Below are 17,533 nucleotides of genomic sequence, written 5' to 3'. Positions count from 1 at the left end.
CTTCAGTCCGTGATAGAGCGCACGCCTGGCTTGGCGCGCTCATCCACCACCAGTTCGAACACATCCGGCCGTGCGTAATGCCCCACCACGTCGTAGTCATATCGCGCGCGCACCAGGTCGTCGGTATCGATCCGTGCCGTCAGCAATCCCGCTTCGCCCACCAGCGGACCGGCCAGGATGTCGCCCATGGGGCCGACGATCACGCTGCCGCCTGCGATCAACGGGCGGTCTGAAGGCCAGTTGGCAATCTCCACGCCGAGGGCGGCGGGTGACGCCTGCACCTGGCAGGCGCTGACCACGAAGCAGCGGCCTTCATGGGCCACATGGCGCATGCTCACCTGCCACATCTCGCGCTCGTCCACGGTCGGTGCGCACCAGACCTCTACGCCCTTGGCATACATCGCGGTGCGCAGCAGCGGCATCATGTTTTCCCAGCACACCGCGCCGCCAATACGGCCCACGGCCGCGTCGATCACCGGCAAGGTGGAACCGTCGCCCTTGCCCCAGATCAACCGCTCGGTGCCGGTGGGCATCAACTTGCGGTGCTTGGCAACGAGGCCGCCGGCGGGTTCGAAATACAGCACAGTGCAATACAAGGTGTTGCCACTGCGCTCGATCACTCCCAGCACGAGGCTGGCGCCGGTGCGCGCCGCCAAACCGGCCAGGGCTTCAGTTTCCGCGCCCGGTACGTCGATGGCGTTGGCGAAGTAGCGGGCAAAGGCTTCGCGGCCCTCGGGCAGGCGATAGCCCAATTGGGTGCCGAACCCTTCGCCCTTGGGATAGCCCCCGAGCAGCGCCTCGGGCATTACCACCAATTGCGCGCCACTGCGGCGGATCGCGTCTTCATAGCCAAGGATTTGCTCAAGGGTGTCGGCCTTGCCGCCTGGCAGGGAACCGATTTGCAGGGCGGCGACGGTAGAAATGGGCATGACGTTCACTCCGATAAGTGGGCTTGGGGTTGCCCATTCTCCCGCCAGCCCCGATCATGAATAAAGCCCACCTCAGTACTGAATGATATGAGCCAGATGAATATCGCCCAGGTCGACCTGAATCTGTTGAAAACCTTCGAGGCCCTGCACGATGAGTCCAGCGCCAGCCGCGCGGCGTTGCGCCTGGGCGTGACGCAATCGGCCATCAGTGCGGGACTGCGGCGCCTGCGCGACGTGTATGGCGACCCACTGTTCGTGCGCACCGGCCGTGGCCTGGCGCCCACCTTGCGCGCCAACCAGTTAAAGCCGGTGATCAGTGAAGCACTGGACCGCTGCCGCCAGAGCCTGGCGATGGTCGACCCGGTACACCCGCAGTATCAGGGGCGCTCCGTGGTGGTAGGCCTGTCCGATGACTTTGAGATTGCCTATGGCCGGCGGCTGATGGTGCAGATTGCACAGCGTTTGCCGCAGTTGCGCGTGATCTTTCGCCAGACCCACAGCCAGATCGTCGCCGGCGCCCTGCTCGACCGCACGCTGGACCTGGCGATTACCGCCGGCGGGTTCGCCCAGGGCCGGTTGAGTCGACAGGTGCTGGGAGAAGGCGATTACCGTTGCCTGGTGGACGCCGGCAGCCTGGCGCCGGGCCAGGAAACGATCAGCCTGGAGCAGTTCGTCAGCCGCGAGCACGTGCTGGTGTCGTCCGGAGGGTTTATCGGGATTACCGACGAAGGGCTGGCAGCGCAGGGATTGAGCCGCCACGTATGCGCATCGACCAGCCACTTCGCCGCCCTGCCGTTTTTACTCAAGGGCAGCCAGGCGGTGGCGACCATTCCCGGGCATGCGGCCCAGGCGATCGCCCAGATGACCGGGCTGCGCGTACTGCGCTGCCCGCTGGCGCTGCCGCGCTACCCCGTGGAGCTGGGGTGGCGCACCCAGGCTCAGCTCGATCCGCTGTTGCTCAAGGTGCGCGAGGCGATTGTGGCGAGTTTTACTTCGCCGCCGCCATGAGTTTGTTGACTTCGCTGCGCACCATGTTGGAAAACTCCGGCGGCGACATGCCGTCCAGTTCCGCGCGGACCCACTCGGCCCATTTGCCCTTGCGCTTGGCGCGCTCGCCGAACAGTCGCGCGGCTTCGCCCTTGGCCTTGCCCAGGTTGGTTTGCCACAGGTCATAGAGGCGCGACTTTTCATCTTCCAGCTCGGCGCGCTCGGCGAGGGTTTTGTTGGCGAGATTGAAGCTCATGTTGAATTACCTGCTGCACAAATAGGCGACATCTTACACCGACAGTCGCTATTTCAAGATCCGGATTTCGCCCGGTCCCCGCCACCGGCAAAAAAACTGCAACTTTTGCGGCGGTCGGGGACTCCATTGTTCACTGCCACATTCACTTGCAAGGAGTCACCCCATGGCCCGCAAAACCGCTGCCCAAACCGCCGCCGATCAAATCAAGGACCAAGCCTTCAGCGAACTCGCTTCGCTGATCGAAGAGTCCGACAAGCTGCTCAAGAGCAGCGCCAGCCTCGTTGGCGAAGAAGGCGAGACTCTGCGCGAGCAGGTCGCCCTCAAACTCGAGCAAGCCATGGACTCCGTGACCAGCGTGCGCGAGCGCAGCAAACCCGTGGTCGATGCGACCGAGACCTACATCGGTGGCCACCCGTGGCAGACCGTGGCTATCTCGGCAGGCTTCGGCCTGGTGGTTGGCCTGTTGCTGGGGCGCCGCAACTAAACGGCTTCTGCGTCGCCGCTGCCTGTCGGCGGTGACGCGGTTTCAACTGGCCCAATCGCGCAACTGATTCAACGCATCCAATTCCACCACGATCCCCTCCTCCAGCGACTTCGCCCGTGTGCGATGACGTCGATCCCCCGGCAACCGCCGTAGCCCCACCGCATGCATCTGCCGCACCAATTCCTGGCTGCGCTCGGCGAAGCTTTGCCCTGCGGTCTTGCTTGGATCGATCACGATCAGCAGCTGCCCGGTCCACGGCGTGCGCGCGCCTGGATGGTCAGCCCAATTGAATTCGAACGAAAAGTGCCCACCGGTCAGAGCCGCCGCCAGCAGTTCGACCATCATCGACAACGCCGACCCCTTGTGGCCGCCGAACGGCAACAGCGCGCCGCCCTCGAGCACCGCCCTGGGATCGGTGGTGGGCTGACCGAGGCTGTCCACGCCCATGCCCGGCGGCAGGCGCTCGCCCTTGCGCGCGGCGATCTGCACATCGCCATGGGCAATCGCACTGGTTGCCAGGTCGAACACAATCGGTGGCCCATCCGCGCGCGGTGCGGCGAAGGCAATGGGGTTGGTGCCGAACAGCGGACGGTCGGCGCCATGGGGCACCACGCAGGTCATGCTGTTGACCACGCTCAGCGCCACCAGCCCTTCTTCGGCGAAGGGTTCGACATCCGGCCACAGCGCGGCGAAGTGATGGGAATTATGTATCGCCAGCAACGCAATCCCCGCGCTGCGCGCCTTGGTCACCAGCACATCGCGCGCCGCCGCCAGGGCCGGTTGGGCAAAGCCATTGCCGGCATCCACGCGGACAAAGCCACTCGCCACATCGGTCACCACCGGCAGCGCCTGGCCGTCGACCCAGCCGCTGGCGAGCGTGCTGAGGTAACCGGGGATACGGAAAATGCCATGGCTGTGCGCACCGTCGCGCTCGGCGCTGGCGCAGTTATGGGCCAGGGTCGCCGCCACCTGCGGCGAGGTGCCGTGCTTGACGAAGACCGCATGCAGCAGCCCCACGAGTTCGTCGAAACCGATAAGCGCGCTGGCATTGTCAACTGTCGGGGACTGGGCAGACATCTGTAGCTCCGATTTTATAATTGGAAGAGACAACAAGGATCCAGATCGTCGATTAAACAACGCGCCCCGTGCCCGCTGTCAACGGCCGCCCCCAGTTATCTACCGCCAGCCGCGCCGCGCCGCCGCATACCGTGGCGCCTCCTACCGCCGCATTACTGGAGAGCGCACCATGGCGCACGTCACACCGCCGTATTTTTTCGATGAATTCCTGGGTCCGGTCAAACGCAGGGAACCTACGCCAAGGGAGCGTGCGCTGGGGTTGACGCTCAAGGATCTGGATTGGCTGCACACGCTGTACTACGCCAGTCATGACGCGCGCATGGACGCCAGGATCCACGGTTTCCCCATGCGCGTAGAACGGTTGCTGATCACTCCTGCGGGCCAACCCGCCCTGCCGCTGGCCGGCGCGTTCGTGATGAGCCCGACGCCCGACGCTGACAAGGCGGTGCTCTACACCCCCTATGGCGGCCTGGAAGTGTTCGACAACCATGCCGCGCTGCTCGCTGACGTGACAGCGCGCCTGCGCCAACCGGAGCAGCGCACTGACCTGCTGCAATTCGTGTCCCTGGGCGATCAGGAGGCACTCTCGACCTCCACACGCCTGACGCTGACAACCGCCGTGATCCCGGGCGCCGTGATGCCGGATCAGCAGCAAGCCATCCACGCCGCGCAGGTGCACAATGTGATCGCCATGCTGGGTGAGCTGCGCAAGCTGCCAGACTTGCCTGACATGCTCGACAAACTGCTCGGTATCATGGCCCGCCCGTACTTCCCTGATGTGGAACAACGTGACACACGGGTGGATTTCTTCAGCCGTGCGTCGCCGGAAGAAGACAGCCGCTGGGTCGACTCGGTGCCACTGCGCGAGGCGCTGTTGCGCTTTTACGCCCGGCACGCCTGGCCCGCCGACCAAACCCACACCTATACCAACCCAGGCCGCGACTTTCGCGCCTTGACCGACGCACAGCGTGCCCAGGATCAGCAACGCTGGGACAACGTAATCGAACACACCAGCGGCATCCTTTCAAAATTGCTCAACCATCTGTTGCAGACCTTCTGGCACGAAGACTTCAACGGTGGCGGTCAGTCCCGTCTGCATTTTTGTGCACGGGTGATGAGCCAGAAATTCCGCGCCGACCTGCTGTTCAAGCATCAGGGCATGATCCTGAGCAGTGACGAGATGCAGAAACTGCGCAGCATGGCCCTTGCACAGCAGGCCGCCTCCGGCGATTTGAGCATCGAAAAGGTACGCATCCACGCCCCCTTCCAGCACTTCGTCGACCTGGCCGGCACCCTGATGATCAGCAATGCGCATGCCTACCTGTACACCCAGTCCCGGGGCCTGCAGGTGCTTGGCGACCTCAATGACCTCAAGGACACCCTCGTGTCGATGCTCAAGGCCACGGGGCATGAAGATGAGTTGCTCAACTTCCTGTCCCTGGATGAGCGCAGCCTGTTTATCGCTATGGATCAAGTGCATGTCAGCGGGCAACCCATCCTTGGCAACGTGTTCCAAGCCATGGTCGAAGATATCGTGGCCAAGCAGGCCGACAACCTGGAATACGCGCTGGGGTTGTATCGGTGCAACTCCGGCAGCGTCAACCTGGCGGCATTGCTCGACAGCGCCCTGGACGTACGCACCATGCTCGACAGCCAACTGTTGGAGCAGGACGCGGGCGGGCGCTGGTCGGTGCATCCCATCACCCAGGGCAACGGGCGCCCGACGACGGTCCAGGCTGAAAAAGCCAAGCTGCAGCTGCAGCGGTTGCAGGCCGTCGAGGCGGCGCTGGTGGAGGAACAGGCCAGCCACCCGACCCTGCGCGACCTGGCGACCCAAGCATTGGAGGCCGAGCTGCGCAAAGGGCTGCTTAGCCTCAAGGCTTGCGAGGTGTACATCAACACGTACGCCTCCGCAGCGGAGGAACGCGAAGAGCGCCTGCCCCAGGCGTCATCGAGCCTGGTCGAGCACTTTATCGCACGCCTGGTGCGACAGGCCGGGCCCGTGGGCGCGTCGACGCACACCGGTGTATACGGCCCGCGTCACCAGGGCGCTGCCTTCCAATTGCACAACCTGACGACAGTGGAAGTGGATGCGCTTATCGACCGGGCACTTGGCACTTTTGCGCAACAGACGCTGGGAGCCTTGCCTGGGATGTTAGTGAAAAATAACCTGGCCCACCTGAGTCATGGCCTGTTGCAAGGCCTGGACGGCGAAGTGCAACTGCGGGGCGTAGCGAAAAACCTGCCGCCGCGCGCGCTGGTGCTGTTGCACAGTTCGCTTCAGCCTGACGGCATGAGCCGGCTCACCCGGCATGGCCTGGACGGGTTCATACCGGATGCGTTCAGCCTTACCCTGCACCCAGACAACGGGGCCGACCTACAGGGCCTGGCCAACTGTTTTGTGCTGACCGAGCGCGGCGGCCTGGACCCGGACCATTCGGGCACGGCGGTGCTATGGACCCCCGCGCGCGGCTACGAAACCTTTGCATCCATCACCCGCCTGCGGGACATCCTGACCCTGCGCCTGCAAGATCCCCGGCAGCGCCTGCACCTGCTGGAAAACCTGCCGATATCCCAGCGCGTGCCCCACCGTTCCTGGCAGCTGGGGCCACTGCAACGGATTGACGAGCACTTGCTGCACGATCGGCAACACAGCTACAGCGACGCCACCCGCGACGAAATAGACCACCTGCTCTCGCTGCGATTGAGCCCCACGCGTTTTCAGGAGTGCGTGGACGCCCTGATCCGGCGCGCACCGCCGTCCAACTTACCCAGGGCCATCGCGATGGCGCGGGCGCTGATCAACCAGCAGGCACTCCCGGTCCGGCTGGGCATGGCGGCACCCGCCGAGCAGATTCTGCACGCCGAGCTGGTGGAGCAGTACCGCATCAGTGCCCCGGACGAGCGTGATTATCTGCATAGCGTTACGCCCCTGCGCGAACATGTATTCGACCGCCTTTCGGAATTGCTCGACGCACGTTTTCCCCGGCAAGCGCTGAACCCGAACAATGTGCTGATTCCCGGACGGGTCGAGTTGGCCGGCAACACCCAGACGCTCACGGACTTTGCGATGCGGCACTTGCCGACGTTGCGCGCCGACGATATCCGCCCCCGTTCACGCACCGGCGACCCGCTGCCAGCGACGCTGGACGGCTCCGCCATTGAGCAACTGATCCGCCAGGTGGACGTGGAAAGCTTCTATGGACAATGGCTGAACACCCACCTCAAGGGCCCTGGCGAGCAAGCGCGTACACGGCGCCAACTGTTCTGCCGGCAGTTGCCCTGGCAAGTGTTGCAATACGCCCATGAGCAAACCCTGGATGAACGCTTGTCTGCATCGGCCTGGGGGTTTATCCGACAAATCTTCGATATGCCCGACGCCCTGGCTCGCGCCACCGTGCATGGCGTGACGGCGCTGGTTCGCCCCCTCGAACTGATCGCCACACAGGGCGCCTCGCGCGTGCGGGCATTGGGCTGCTACCTGATCGGCCCGAAACCCGAGGCTACCGGGCCGCTGGTGCTGTATGCACCCTACAGCCCTGATCACCTGCTGAAGGAGTTTGCCAACGAGACGGCACTGCTCCAGGCGTTCGCCGCCCCCGGCACACTGCAGCAATGGGTGATCGGCCAATTGGAACCGGCGCATCAAGCCACGTATCGCAACTTGCTCAGTCAACAGTGGACTCAAGGTCCTTCGGAGATTCGCTTCGGCTCTACTGCCATCGCCGGCAACGTGCTTGAAACGATGTTCAAGGACAACAGCGAGATGCTGCTGCGGATGCTCGGCAGTCAGTTCTCGCCGCAGGGCAAGGATCACTGGGATGCGGTAACCAGTCTGCTGACCAAGGGGATTCCTGCGGGCGTGCGCTTTATGGCGGGAAAACTGACCTATCCGCTGACGGTATGGCGCAGTTACACGCTGTTCAAGACGTCCGCCGAAGACCTGCAACAGCACCGCTGGCAACATGCGCTCAAGACGTTTGCCGGCGGCGTGGCCGAACTGGCGTCGCTGCGCAAGTCGCTGGACAAACTGTTTCCCGAACCGCCACCGGCCACACATCCAGTCCCGCTGGAGCAATGGCTGCAAGACGCACCGCCGGCCGCCACGACGTTTGCAGCCCTGGACATGACCGCGCCCGAGCGCACGCATCTGCATGTCTTCGAAAACCATGATGTTGCCTTGGACACACTCACGCAGAGCGCGCTGACTCAGGTCTACAGGGACAAGATCGGCGCCCGCGATTACGTACCGGTGGCGGGCAAGGTCTACTCGGTAAAACGCGCAGGCGAATACTGGCGCTTAAGCAGCGACGACCACCTGGGCCCTTATGTGCGACTCACCCCACGGGGCGAGTGGGTGTTGGACCTGGGTCTCCTCAACCCGCGCTACGGCAAGACGTTGAGCCGCTATGCAAGCCAGGCGCGCGCGTACCTGTCAGAGCGAGAGGGCATCAATATCGAAGCGGTCGGCATGCCCGCGATCAGGGCACTGTCAAGCTGGAAGGCACAGTGCATCGACGAAGCGCTGAATGTCGCGACCTATTACGCGGTGAACTGCAAGCGCAACATTCAGCACTTCGCCCAGCGACGTGACCCCACAAGTCGGGCTGGGCAGTTCTTTACCGAACTGTTCGGTGTCGCCCACCTGACCCTCAGTCAATTGCAGCGCATAGAGAAGCGGATTGACGATGTGCTGGACGAATTGACCAATCACACCTTGACCAGTCCGAATTCCATGCGGTTTGTCAGCGGCAGCCATCGCCAAAACCCGCACACATCGTTCGCTTTCACGCTGCCGGACGACAGAGACCATAAAATTTATTTGGTGGAGCGCTTCTTCGATACCCAAATGGGCTACTACCAACCTTATATGACGACACCATTCAATCTGTCGGCCCATGCACGCGCGTCCACGTTAATTCATGAAATCACTCATATCAGGTCGTCCACCGAGGACTTGGCTTATCTGGACAGCATGCGTCCGTTTGTCGACTTGATTGATGGCAACCTCCAAGGCGGGCAATCGTTGAAAACAGAATTATCCGACCTGCGTGCCAACGCCCTTTCCCTTATGACGCCCACCGATATGCTGTTCAAAGCGTTGGACGACCTGGGCGGCCGTTATGAGGATTTCAGCAGCCTTCAGGGAACCTCGTTACAAAGAAAAAAGGTGTTGAGTACCACGGGGGCGCGGACCCTGGCTGAAGCACGCGAGGTGTTCATGACTAATGAAGACAAGCGTATCGATACGATTCTGGCCAATGCGGATTCGTTGACCTTCCTGATCAGCGAAATCGGCCGGGCGCTGGATGCGGGAGCCTGAACCGGCTCCCGGCGGGTAAATCAGTCTTTCTGGTCACGCAGCACGTTACCCGAGGCGCCATCGATACGCGCTTCATACACGGAACCGTCGGACTTGCGACCTTTGACTTCCCAGTAACCGTTGTCGTCGGCTTCCGCCGCGTAGACCTCGACATAACCGGCCTTGGTCTTGGCCACTTCAATAGCCTTGTCGATGGTGATCCAGCCTGCGCCTGGCTTATCGGCCAGGGCGGCGCCGGCACCGAGCAGCGCGGAGGTTGCACACAGGGCGACGAAGGTTTTCTTCAACATAGCGTTACTCCTTTGTGGGAAATGCGGACGCGTGTCCTGAATTTTTAGGTAGCGCCAAACAAGAATAAGTTCCAATTGATGTGCAATCGCCATGATGGCTGTTCTCGCCATCTACCTGTGGGGGTTAGAATGTGGGAAATCAGGATGCGTTAATGACCGAAAAGTCTGTTTCAGAAGCCGAATACGACACCATCACCGATGCCGCCGCGCAGTGGTGCATGCGCCTGCATGCCAGCGATTGCACACCGGCTGAACGTCAGGCTTTTCAACAATGGCATGACGCCCATCCCTTGCACGCCTTTGAATACGCCGCGATGCTGGAAATCTGGGACGTCGCCGATCACTTGCCGCGCACCGCACCCGCCGCGCCGGTATTGGCGTTCAAACCGCGCAGTCGCGTACGTCGTTATGCCGTGGCGGCAGCGCTATGCCTGGCGGCCTTGCCGCTGGCCGCGTTTACCGGGTGGCAGGCCGGGTGGCTGCCCAATTCCTATGAACGTTTCGAGGCGACCCAGGGCTTGCGTCAGGTGACCTTGAGCGATGGCAGCCAGGTAGAGCTGAACCTGGGCACCGAACTGGTCTATAGCAACTACAAGGATCAACGCCGGGTCACGCTGAAAAAAGGCGAGGCGTTTTTCAACGTCAGCCACGACAGCGCCCACCCGTTTGTAGTGCGCGCCGGCGAGGGCCAGGTGCGCGTGACGGGCACCCAGTTCAATGTGTGGAAATATGGCGATCAGGTCCGCGTGATGCTGCTCGCAGGCTCGGTGCAGATCGCCAGCGATGCCATACACGGCAGCGTGCCACTGACCCCCGGCATGCAGGCCAGCTATCAACCGGGCGATGCCACGCCGCGCGTGAGGCCGTTCAGCCCGAATGACAGCGCCCTGGCCTGGCGCCAGGGCAAGCTGATCCTCGACAACCTGGCGCTGGCCGATGCGCTGCCGCTGATCAACCGCTACCTGAGCAAACCGGTGATGCTGGCCGATGCCGGAACCGGCGCGATTCGGATCGGTGGCATTTACAACCTCAGCGAGGTCAATAACCTCATCCCCTCCCTGCCCAAGGTGCTGCCGGTCTACCTGACCCAGAACCAGGACGGCAACCCCGTACTCAACTCCATCCCGCGTAAAACCCCGAAAGGCTGAGCGCGGCCGATCCGTGCGGGCCCGTTCGCGCCCGCAGTGTCCATTTTTGAAACACCTGCCTGAGCTGAAGCCCGTGTACACCGTGGGTTCATGCTTTTGTCATGCACGGTGTTACACCCGTGATACACAGGGGTGAATCGTTTGTGGGACAGCGGGCTACACGCGCTTGAACGGCAGGTGTTTCAGCGCTGAGACACCGACATCGTCGACGCGCCGCTCGATCGTCACAAGCCATTGAATATCAAAACAATTTAAAAAGCGGCACGGCATCTGCTCTATTCCCCACAGCACTGTTCAGGGTCAGTGCCGAGAATAAGGATATGCCGCCGTGAACACACTCACACAACGCTCGATAAAGGTACTGCTGACCAGCTGTGTGCTCAGCCTCGGCATCAGTGCGTCGACCTTTGCCGGTGATGGCGTGATCGTGACAAGCCGCAACGTACAGGCGCACATGTACGGTCGTGCCCCTTTCGGTAAAGACCCCTACCCCACCACGGCCAACGCCAATCCCAGTCGCGAAGTGATCAACGCCACCGGCGAACTCAGCGACCTTGATATCGGCGGCGTGAGCAGCGGTGCCAGTTTCGCCCAGGTCAATCAAAACAGCGGCGTGCTGACCGGCCCGCACGCCACCCAGAACAGCATGTCGACCCTCGGCGCGGGTTCCTCCGCCAGCCACGGCAGCGGCAGCAGCATGGGTGGGCAGATCAGCGATTCGATCCAGCGCGGCATGGCGCCCCTGAACAACATCGGCAGCATGATGGGGGGCAAGTAATGAACCGTGCCTGGCTGATCTTCGCCCTCTTGAGCAGCGCCTCGGCCCTGGCCGATAACAACGCGGTGATCGACAACAGTGGCCAGGATTATCGCGGCAACTTCTCGATCAATCAGGCCGCGGGCAACCAGCAGCAAATGGCCAATACCCGCGCGATCACGCTCGGCGGCCAGGCGACCACCGTCAATATCCAGAGAATGGACGGCCAGGTCGATCCTGCCCTGAACGCCAAGGCAGCGATCCAGGGCAGCGCTTTTACCAATGGCAACGGCATGCTGGGTATCAACCAGACGGCCGGCGCCAATAACCAGACCATCAACGCCGTGCGGATCAGCGTCAATCCTGGCCCGCAGAGCATCGATGACAGCGTCCTGTTGCAACAGAACACGACGCAGTTGACCGACTCAGGTCTCACCTCCACCACTGGCAGCCGCCTGGTCGTTACCAGCGATCAGGCCTTCACAGGCAGCCGAGGAGTGATTCAGGTGAACCAGAGTGCCGGGGTGGGGAACCGAGTGGCTAACACCCTGGGCATCACTATCAAGTGAACGCTTGGTAGTACCGGCTGGACCGTACCAACACTTAAACCACACATTAGAAGCAAGGAGAAACACCATGAAACCTCAAATGGCTCTCAAACCCCTGGTTTTCGCTCTCGCCGCACTCATGGCTGCCGCCGCTCAAGCAGGTGGCTGGCACCCTGCGCCTCAACCCACCGGCACCATCGCCGCGGTGGTGACCGATGTACAAAACAGCGCAGCCAACCGCTTCGACGACACCAAGACCGACAACAATGCTTCGGCCGATAACTCGGTCAATGGCAACAGCGGTAACACCGGTGTCAACGTGCAGGCCGGCAGCGGCAACCAGGCCGACAACTCGGCGGCGATCTCCAGCGCCAAAGGCGACGCCGCCACGGTATTCGGCCTGGTCGACGTGAACCAGAACAGCCTGGGCAACGGCTTCACCAACAAAGGCACGCAGAACAACGCCTCGCTGGATAACTCGGTCAACGGTAACTCCGGCAACGTGGGTTACAACGGCCAGGCCGGCCAGGGCAACCAGGGTAAAAACAACCTGGCGATCGTCACCGCCGATGGCAAAAACATCGCGGCCGCCGCCAACACCGAGCAGAACTCGCTCGGCAACAGCTATCTCAACGCGGCCGCGACCAGCCACGGCTATGGTTATGGCCATGGCGGCAACGCGCAATATGTGTCCAACAACGCAAGCCTCGACAACTCGGTCAACCGCAACTCCGGCAACGTCGGTGTGAACCTGCAATCGGGCTCGGGCAACCAGGGCAGCAACAGCCTGGCAATCGGTCAAGGTTGCACCGTCTGCGCCAGCGGCGTGCGCTTCTGATCCAACGGGGCCTTGGCGACAAGGCCCTTTCCTATTCCAGTGTCCACCCGGCCTTCGATCATGCGCCTCGCGACCCTTTCCCTGCTGATGCTCCTCACCGGCCCGACCTGGGCAGGCACCATGGCGATTTCCGCCATGCCTGGCGGTGCAGTGATCTACAAGAAGGTCGAAAGCATTCGTGAGCGCCGCTTCGCCAACCTGGTGGAACAGAAAACCGATTTCAGCTGCGGTGCCGCGGCACTCGCCACCATCCTGCGCCAGGGTTATTGGCTGGACGTCGATGAAGACCACGTCATCAAGGGCATGCTGGTCAACGCCGACCAGAACCTGGTACGCACCCAGGGTTTTTCCATGCTCGACATGAAGCGCTACCTCGAAAGCATCGGCATGCGGGCGCGGGGCTACAAAATCTCGCCGGACACCCTGTTGACCGTGAAGATCCCGGTGGTCGTGCTGCTGGAGATCCGCGGCTACAAGCACTTCGTGGTGCTGCAGCGGGCCGACAAGGACTGGGTCTACATCGGCGATCCGGTGCTGGGGCATAAACGCTACGCCCATGACGACTTCGTCAAAGGCTGGAATGGCATCGTATTCGCCGTGCTGGGTGAGGGTTACGACAAGGCCAATGTGCTGCTCGACCCACCTGCGCCACTGACCGCCAGGAACCGTTTGAACGAGTTCCGGCCCGTGGGCGACGCTGAATTGATGGATTTCGGTTTTATCCAGAGCGACTTCTTTTAAAAGAAGCGCAATAAGGAGCCAGGACGCTCCAGGAGCAAGCGATGAACACGTCCCGCTGGCTGACGGCCTTGTGCCTGGCAGCCTCAATGCCTGCTTACGCTTCATCGGGGTTCAAGCCGATTGAACTGAAGGATTCGGAAATGGCCGACCTGCGAGGCCGCTACGTGATGCCGGGACGAATTATCAGTTTTGGCATTGTGATGAGCAGCACGTGGACCAATGCCGTGGGTGACAGCATCACCGGCAAGGCCAGCATGCAGGTCGACAAAACCACCCTTACCCCGCAGTTCTATGTGCAAACCACCGGCTCGACCGGCAGCGGCACCACCCCGTCCGCCGGCACCGGCAATGTGGTCGGCGGCGCCGGCCTGGGCAGTGGCCAGGGCGTGACGCAAAGCGTGCGGGCGGCCGGCGACGGCAACACCGCCAACAACAACGTCGGCATCACCGTCAGCCAGGACGGCCTCGCGCCAGCCAATCTGGTGCAGTCCGGGCAAGTGCTGGTGGCCGGCGGCACCGTGAGCGGTGACAGCGCGGCCGGCAAGGTGAGCGTGTCGGCCAACAACGGCGGCCTGCAAATGGCGATCCAGGCCAATCATAACCAGGGCAACAGCCTGCAGCAGATCGGCGGCGGCACGGTGCTGCAAGGCACGGTTTTGACCGGCAACACCAACTTCGTCAGCAACATGACCCAGCTCAACGTGGTGATGGGCAATAACGGGCTGAACAACCCTGCGTTGAACTGCAACCTGGACCAACTCAAGGGCCTACGCACCCTTGGTTATTGAACTACGCTGAGCCTCGACACTTACGCATTGGAAAAGGACGGCTTATTTCATGCATCGATCGTTATCGCTCCGCGCGGTAGTCTGTCTAAGTACGCTCTTACCCGCATCCGTGTTGTATGCCGCGCCGGATGCCGATATCGAAACCCTCAAACAGGAACTCCTGGAGCTCAAGCAACGTTACGAAGTGCAGCAAAAGGCCTTGGCCGTGCTCGAACAGCGCGTGCGTCAGGTCGAGGATCAACCGGCGACGCCGGCCCCCAAACGCCTGGCCAAATCCCCTGCCGACTTCCAGAAAGGCGGCACCAACGTGGCCGGTACCGGTACGGGTGCCGCGGCGGCTTCAGGCGGTGCGGGTGGAGGCAGTTCGTATGGGCAGTCCCTGAAGGACGATTCGGCGCCTGCGCAAAGCGTCAGCAACCTGTATAACGAAGCCAGCGGCTTTTTCGGCAATGGCAAGTTCAGCTTTGAAACCGGCGTCACCTACGCGCGCTACGACGCGCGCCAGTTGACCCTCAATGGCTTTCTGGCGCTGGACTCGATCTTCCTCGGCAATATCAACCTTGATCGGATCAAGTCGGACAACTGGACCCTGGACCTGACCGGGCGCTACAACGTCGACAACCGTTGGCAGTTCGACGTGAACGTGCCGGTGGTGTACCGCGACTCGACGTACCAGTCGGCAGGCGCCGGCAATAACGGCACGGCGACATCCGAAGCGTCGGTGACCCGTGACCCGACCATCGGCGACGTGAATTTCGGCGTCGCCTACAAGTTCCTCGACGAAACCCCGACCCTGCCGGATGCGGTGGTGTCATTGCGCGTCAAGGCGCCGACGGGCAAAGAACCGTTTGGCATCAAGCTCATCCAAACAGCCGGCAACGACAACCTGTTCGTGCCCGAAAGCCTGCCCACCGGCAACGGGGTGTGGTCGATTACACCGGGGATCTCCCTGGTCAAGACGTTCGACCCGGCCGTGCTGTTCGGCTCGCTGTCCTACACCCATAACTTCGAAGACTCGTTCGACGACATCAGCAGCGACGTCAACCAGAAGGTCGGCGGCAAAGTCAGCCTGGGCGACAGTTTCCAGGTCGGCGTGGGCGTGGCGTTCGCGCTGAACGAGAAAATGAGTATGTCGTTCTCGGTGTCCGATCTGGTGCAGCGCAAAAGCCGGCTTAAGCCCAACGGCGGCGACTGGCAGTCGGTGGTGTCCAGCGATGCCAATGCCGGGTATTTCAACGTAGGCATGACGATTGCGGCGTCGGATAACCTGACGATCGTGCCGAACCTGGCGATCGGCATGACCGACGATGCGCCGGATTTCACCTTCAGCCTGAAATTCCCGTACTACTTCTAACCACAGCGTTCGGCACACAAGGAAAAGCCCCGCAACGATAAGGGTCGTTGCGGGGCTTTTCGGTTTACCCGCCCTAGCGGATCTGGTGTTTGTGCAGCAACCGGTAAAACGTGGGCCGGGACACACCGAGCACACGGGCAGCGACACTCAGGTTGTCGCTGTGACGGTTGAGCACATCGCACAACGCCTGGCGTTCGGCGCGGTGCTTGTAGTCTTCGAGTGTAGCCAAGGGTGGCGCGATTGCCTGCTCGCCCTGCAAACCCAGATCAACGGCTTCGATCTGCCGGCCTTCGGCGAGTACCAGCCCGCGACGTACCCGGTTGGCCAGCTCGCGCACGTTGCCCGGCCAAGGGTGCTGCCCCATTGCCGCCAAGGCGTCTTCGCTGAAACTGCGCGGGCGCCGCCCGGTTTCCTGGCTGTAGAAACGCGAAAAATGGTTGGCCAGCATCGCCACGTCACCGTGGCGCTCACGCAACGGCGCGGTTACCACCTGCAGCACATTGAGGCGGTAGTACAAGTCTTCGCGGAACGCACCCTTGGTCACGGCGGCCTCAAGATCGACGTGGGTCGCGGCCAGCACACGCACGTCCACCGGAATCGGCTGGTTGCCGCCGACGCGCTCGATATGCTTCTCCTGCAGAAAACGCAGCAGGTTGGCTTGCAGTTCCATCGGCAAGTCGCCGATTTCATCGAGGAACAATGTGCCGCCGTTGGCCGCCTCGATACGCCCGATCTTGCGCTGGTGGGCGCCGGTGAACGCGCCTTTTTCGTGGCCGAACAGTTCGGATTGAATCAGGTGTTCCGCAATCGCACCGCAGTTGATCGCCACGAACGGCCTGGCATGACGCTGAGACTGGCGATGCAGGGTCTTGGCCACTAACTCTTTGCCGGTGCCGCTGTCGCCACGTATCAATACGGGCGACTCGGTGGGCGCGAGTTTGGATAACAGTTTGCGCAGCTCACGAATGGGTCGGCTGTCTCCGAGCAGTTCATGCCCCTCATCCACCGGCGTATGACCTTTACCGCGCAGGCGCGCCATACCGAACGCGCGCCCCAGGGTGACCTGTACGCGGGAGACGTCGAAGGGCAAGGTATGGAAGTCGAAAAACCACTCACAGACAAAATCGCCGACGTTCTGCAAACGCAATACATCCTGGCTGAGCACGGCAATCCATTCAGTGCCGCTGCGGCCGATCAGCTCCTTGACCGCTTCAGGACGCTTCAGGTGTTCAGGCTGCAAGCGCAGCAAGCCGACATCGCAGGAGCGATCACCTACCCCTTCCAGCGCACAGCTGTCCACCTCCCACCCCGCCGTGCGCAAACCGGGCAGCAGCCCATGACAGTCATCGCACGGGTCGACCACGAGCAAACGGCGTTGAACGGCAGGCACACCCATGACTGATCCTTGGCGTCAAAAATCGTTAAAGTTATTTAGAAACAACAGTTTGTAACGACTGCTGCTAACCCTAGCAAGATCTTGACGCGAGCCTTGTATCGTTTTGCTATAAGTCGGGGCAAAAAGCCATCCTCTGGCTTCGACAAACAAAAAGTTGAAACCGGCGCACACAATCAATGCGCTTTTAAAACAGCCGCTTACATGACCTCAATCACAGAAAGTTGAAAATTGTTGCTCTAGCATGTGACCCGCACCCCGCCATCGTGCATCAGTACAAGTAACTCGCCGCCTGGCTCGCCCAACCGACGGCACTACCTGATCGGGCATTTAGAGAGAGACCCCAATGAACGCCCCGCTCCGCATCAACGAAGCTCTTTTGATCGCAGACCGTGCCTTCCAGCCCTTTCAGTGCGTGGCCTGGCACGATGGCAACGGCGCCCTCAGCCTAAGCGTCGTCGACCGCACTAATACCCGCATCGGCCGCAAGCAACTTTCGTCGAGTGCCTATACCGATCCTGCACAATTGGAAAACCTGCTGTTGCAGGCTCGTGCCGAGTTGGATAAAAACGGCTACCGCTTGCAATCCTGGGCAATGCCAAAGTAATAACAGACACCCA

General features: G+C 61.7%; 16 protein-coding genes. 11 read left to right on the top strand and 5 right to left on the bottom strand.

Features of this window, described 5'->3' with window-relative positions:
* Nucleotides 1-2: 2 nt before the first annotated feature.
* Nucleotides 3-929, bottom strand: a complete 927-nt coding sequence (locus G7025_RS05680) for a carbon-nitrogen hydrolase family protein (protein ID WP_181077273.1) — start codon at nucleotides 927-929, stop codon at nucleotides 3-5.
* 96 nt (nucleotides 930-1,025) lie between these two features.
* On the opposite strand from G7025_RS05680, the gene G7025_RS05675 reads away from it, so the two are divergent.
* A complete protein-coding gene (locus tag G7025_RS05675) occupies nucleotides 1,026-1,937 on the top strand; it encodes a LysR family transcriptional regulator (RefSeq protein WP_181077366.1) in 912 nt (303 codons plus the stop codon).
* On the opposite strand, the gene G7025_RS05670 is transcribed toward G7025_RS05675, so the two are convergent.
* The gene (locus tag G7025_RS05670) at nucleotides 1,918-2,172 is read right to left on the bottom strand and encodes a hypothetical protein (protein WP_003190904.1); all 255 of its coding nucleotides are present in this window, start codon (nucleotides 2,170-2,172) and stop codon (nucleotides 1,918-1,920) included. The genes G7025_RS05675 and G7025_RS05670 overlap by 20 nt on opposite strands.
* A gap of 163 nt (nucleotides 2,173-2,335) precedes the next feature.
* Between G7025_RS05670 and G7025_RS05665 the strand changes: the two genes are divergently transcribed.
* Nucleotides 2,336-2,656 (top strand): DUF883 family protein, encoded by a 321-nt coding sequence (locus G7025_RS05665; RefSeq protein WP_181077271.1) that lies wholly within the window; start codon nucleotides 2,336-2,338, stop codon nucleotides 2,654-2,656.
* A gap of 42 nt (nucleotides 2,657-2,698) precedes the next feature.
* Here G7025_RS05665 and G7025_RS05660 read toward each other — a convergent pair whose 3' ends face one another.
* On the bottom strand, nucleotides 2,699-3,733 hold the full coding sequence (locus G7025_RS05660; protein WP_181077269.1) for an Ldh family oxidoreductase: 1,035 nt from the start codon (nucleotides 3,731-3,733) through the stop codon (nucleotides 2,699-2,701).
* A 169-nt stretch (nucleotides 3,734-3,902) separates the two neighbouring features.
* Here G7025_RS05660 and G7025_RS05655 point away from each other — a divergent pair, with 169 nt between their 5' ends.
* Nucleotides 3,903-9,056 carry a dermonecrotic toxin domain-containing protein gene (locus tag G7025_RS05655; protein WP_181077267.1) on the top strand — a complete coding sequence of 1,718 codons (5,154 nt, stop codon included), beginning with the start codon at nucleotides 3,903-3,905 and terminating at the stop codon, nucleotides 9,054-9,056.
* A 20-nt stretch (nucleotides 9,057-9,076) separates the two neighbouring features.
* Here the strand turns inward: G7025_RS05655 and G7025_RS05650 are convergent, their stop codons facing one another.
* Entirely contained in the window at nucleotides 9,077-9,346 is a 270-nt protein-coding gene (locus tag G7025_RS05650; protein ID WP_181077266.1) for a PepSY domain-containing protein, read from the bottom strand.
* A gap of 152 nt (nucleotides 9,347-9,498) precedes the next feature.
* Between G7025_RS05650 and G7025_RS05645 the strand changes: the two genes are divergently transcribed.
* The 7 genes from G7025_RS05645 to G7025_RS05615 all read left to right on the top strand — a co-directional run bounded on the left by G7025_RS05645 (nucleotide 9,499) and on the right by G7025_RS05615 (nucleotide 15,520).
* Nucleotides 9,499-10,494 (top strand): FecR family protein, encoded by a 996-nt coding sequence (locus G7025_RS05645; RefSeq protein WP_181077264.1) that lies wholly within the window; start codon nucleotides 9,499-9,501, stop codon nucleotides 10,492-10,494.
* A 328-nt stretch (nucleotides 10,495-10,822) separates the two neighbouring features.
* Complete coding sequence (locus G7025_RS05640; protein WP_181077262.1) at nucleotides 10,823-11,272, top strand: hypothetical protein; 450 nt, start codon at nucleotides 10,823-10,825, stop codon at nucleotides 11,270-11,272.
* The gene (locus G7025_RS05635; protein WP_181077260.1) at nucleotides 11,272-11,820 is read left to right on the top strand and encodes an adhesin; all 549 of its coding nucleotides are present in this window, start codon (nucleotides 11,272-11,274) and stop codon (nucleotides 11,818-11,820) included. The genes G7025_RS05640 and G7025_RS05635 overlap by 1 nt, the downstream gene beginning before the upstream one ends.
* Nucleotides 11,821-11,887: 67 nt before the next feature.
* Complete coding sequence (locus G7025_RS05630; RefSeq protein WP_181077258.1) at nucleotides 11,888-12,637, top strand: hypothetical protein; 750 nt, start codon at nucleotides 11,888-11,890, stop codon at nucleotides 12,635-12,637.
* A 60-nt stretch (nucleotides 12,638-12,697) separates the two neighbouring features.
* The gene (locus G7025_RS05625; protein WP_181077256.1) at nucleotides 12,698-13,378 is read left to right on the top strand and encodes a C39 family peptidase; all 681 of its coding nucleotides are present in this window, start codon (nucleotides 12,698-12,700) and stop codon (nucleotides 13,376-13,378) included.
* Nucleotides 13,379-13,419: 41 nt separating this feature from the next.
* Nucleotides 13,420-14,166: a hypothetical protein gene (locus G7025_RS05620; RefSeq protein WP_181077254.1), complete on the top strand. Its 747-nt coding sequence runs from the start codon at nucleotides 13,420-13,422 to the stop codon at nucleotides 14,164-14,166.
* Nucleotides 14,167-14,215: 49 nt separating this feature from the next.
* Nucleotides 14,216-15,520: a hypothetical protein gene (locus G7025_RS05615; protein ID WP_181077252.1), complete on the top strand. Its 1,305-nt coding sequence runs from the start codon at nucleotides 14,216-14,218 to the stop codon at nucleotides 15,518-15,520.
* A 73-nt stretch (nucleotides 15,521-15,593) separates the two neighbouring features.
* Here the strand turns inward: G7025_RS05615 and G7025_RS05610 are convergent, their stop codons facing one another.
* Nucleotides 15,594-16,916, bottom strand: coding sequence for a sigma-54 dependent transcriptional regulator (locus G7025_RS05610; RefSeq protein WP_181077250.1), 1,323 nt, complete (start codon nucleotides 16,914-16,916; stop codon nucleotides 15,594-15,596).
* 343 nt (nucleotides 16,917-17,259) lie between these two features.
* Here G7025_RS05610 and G7025_RS05605 point away from each other — a divergent pair, with 343 nt between their 5' ends.
* Nucleotides 17,260-17,520, top strand: a complete 261-nt coding sequence (locus G7025_RS05605) for a hypothetical protein (RefSeq protein ID WP_181077248.1) — start codon at nucleotides 17,260-17,262, stop codon at nucleotides 17,518-17,520.
* Nucleotides 17,521-17,533: the final 13 nt, after the last annotated feature.

The organism is Pseudomonas lurida, assembly GCF_013522705.1.
Lineage (GTDB): Bacteria > Pseudomonadota > Gammaproteobacteria > Pseudomonadales > Pseudomonadaceae > Aquipseudomonas > Aquipseudomonas quebecensis.
This window is presented reverse-complemented; position numbering and strand designations above follow the sequence as displayed.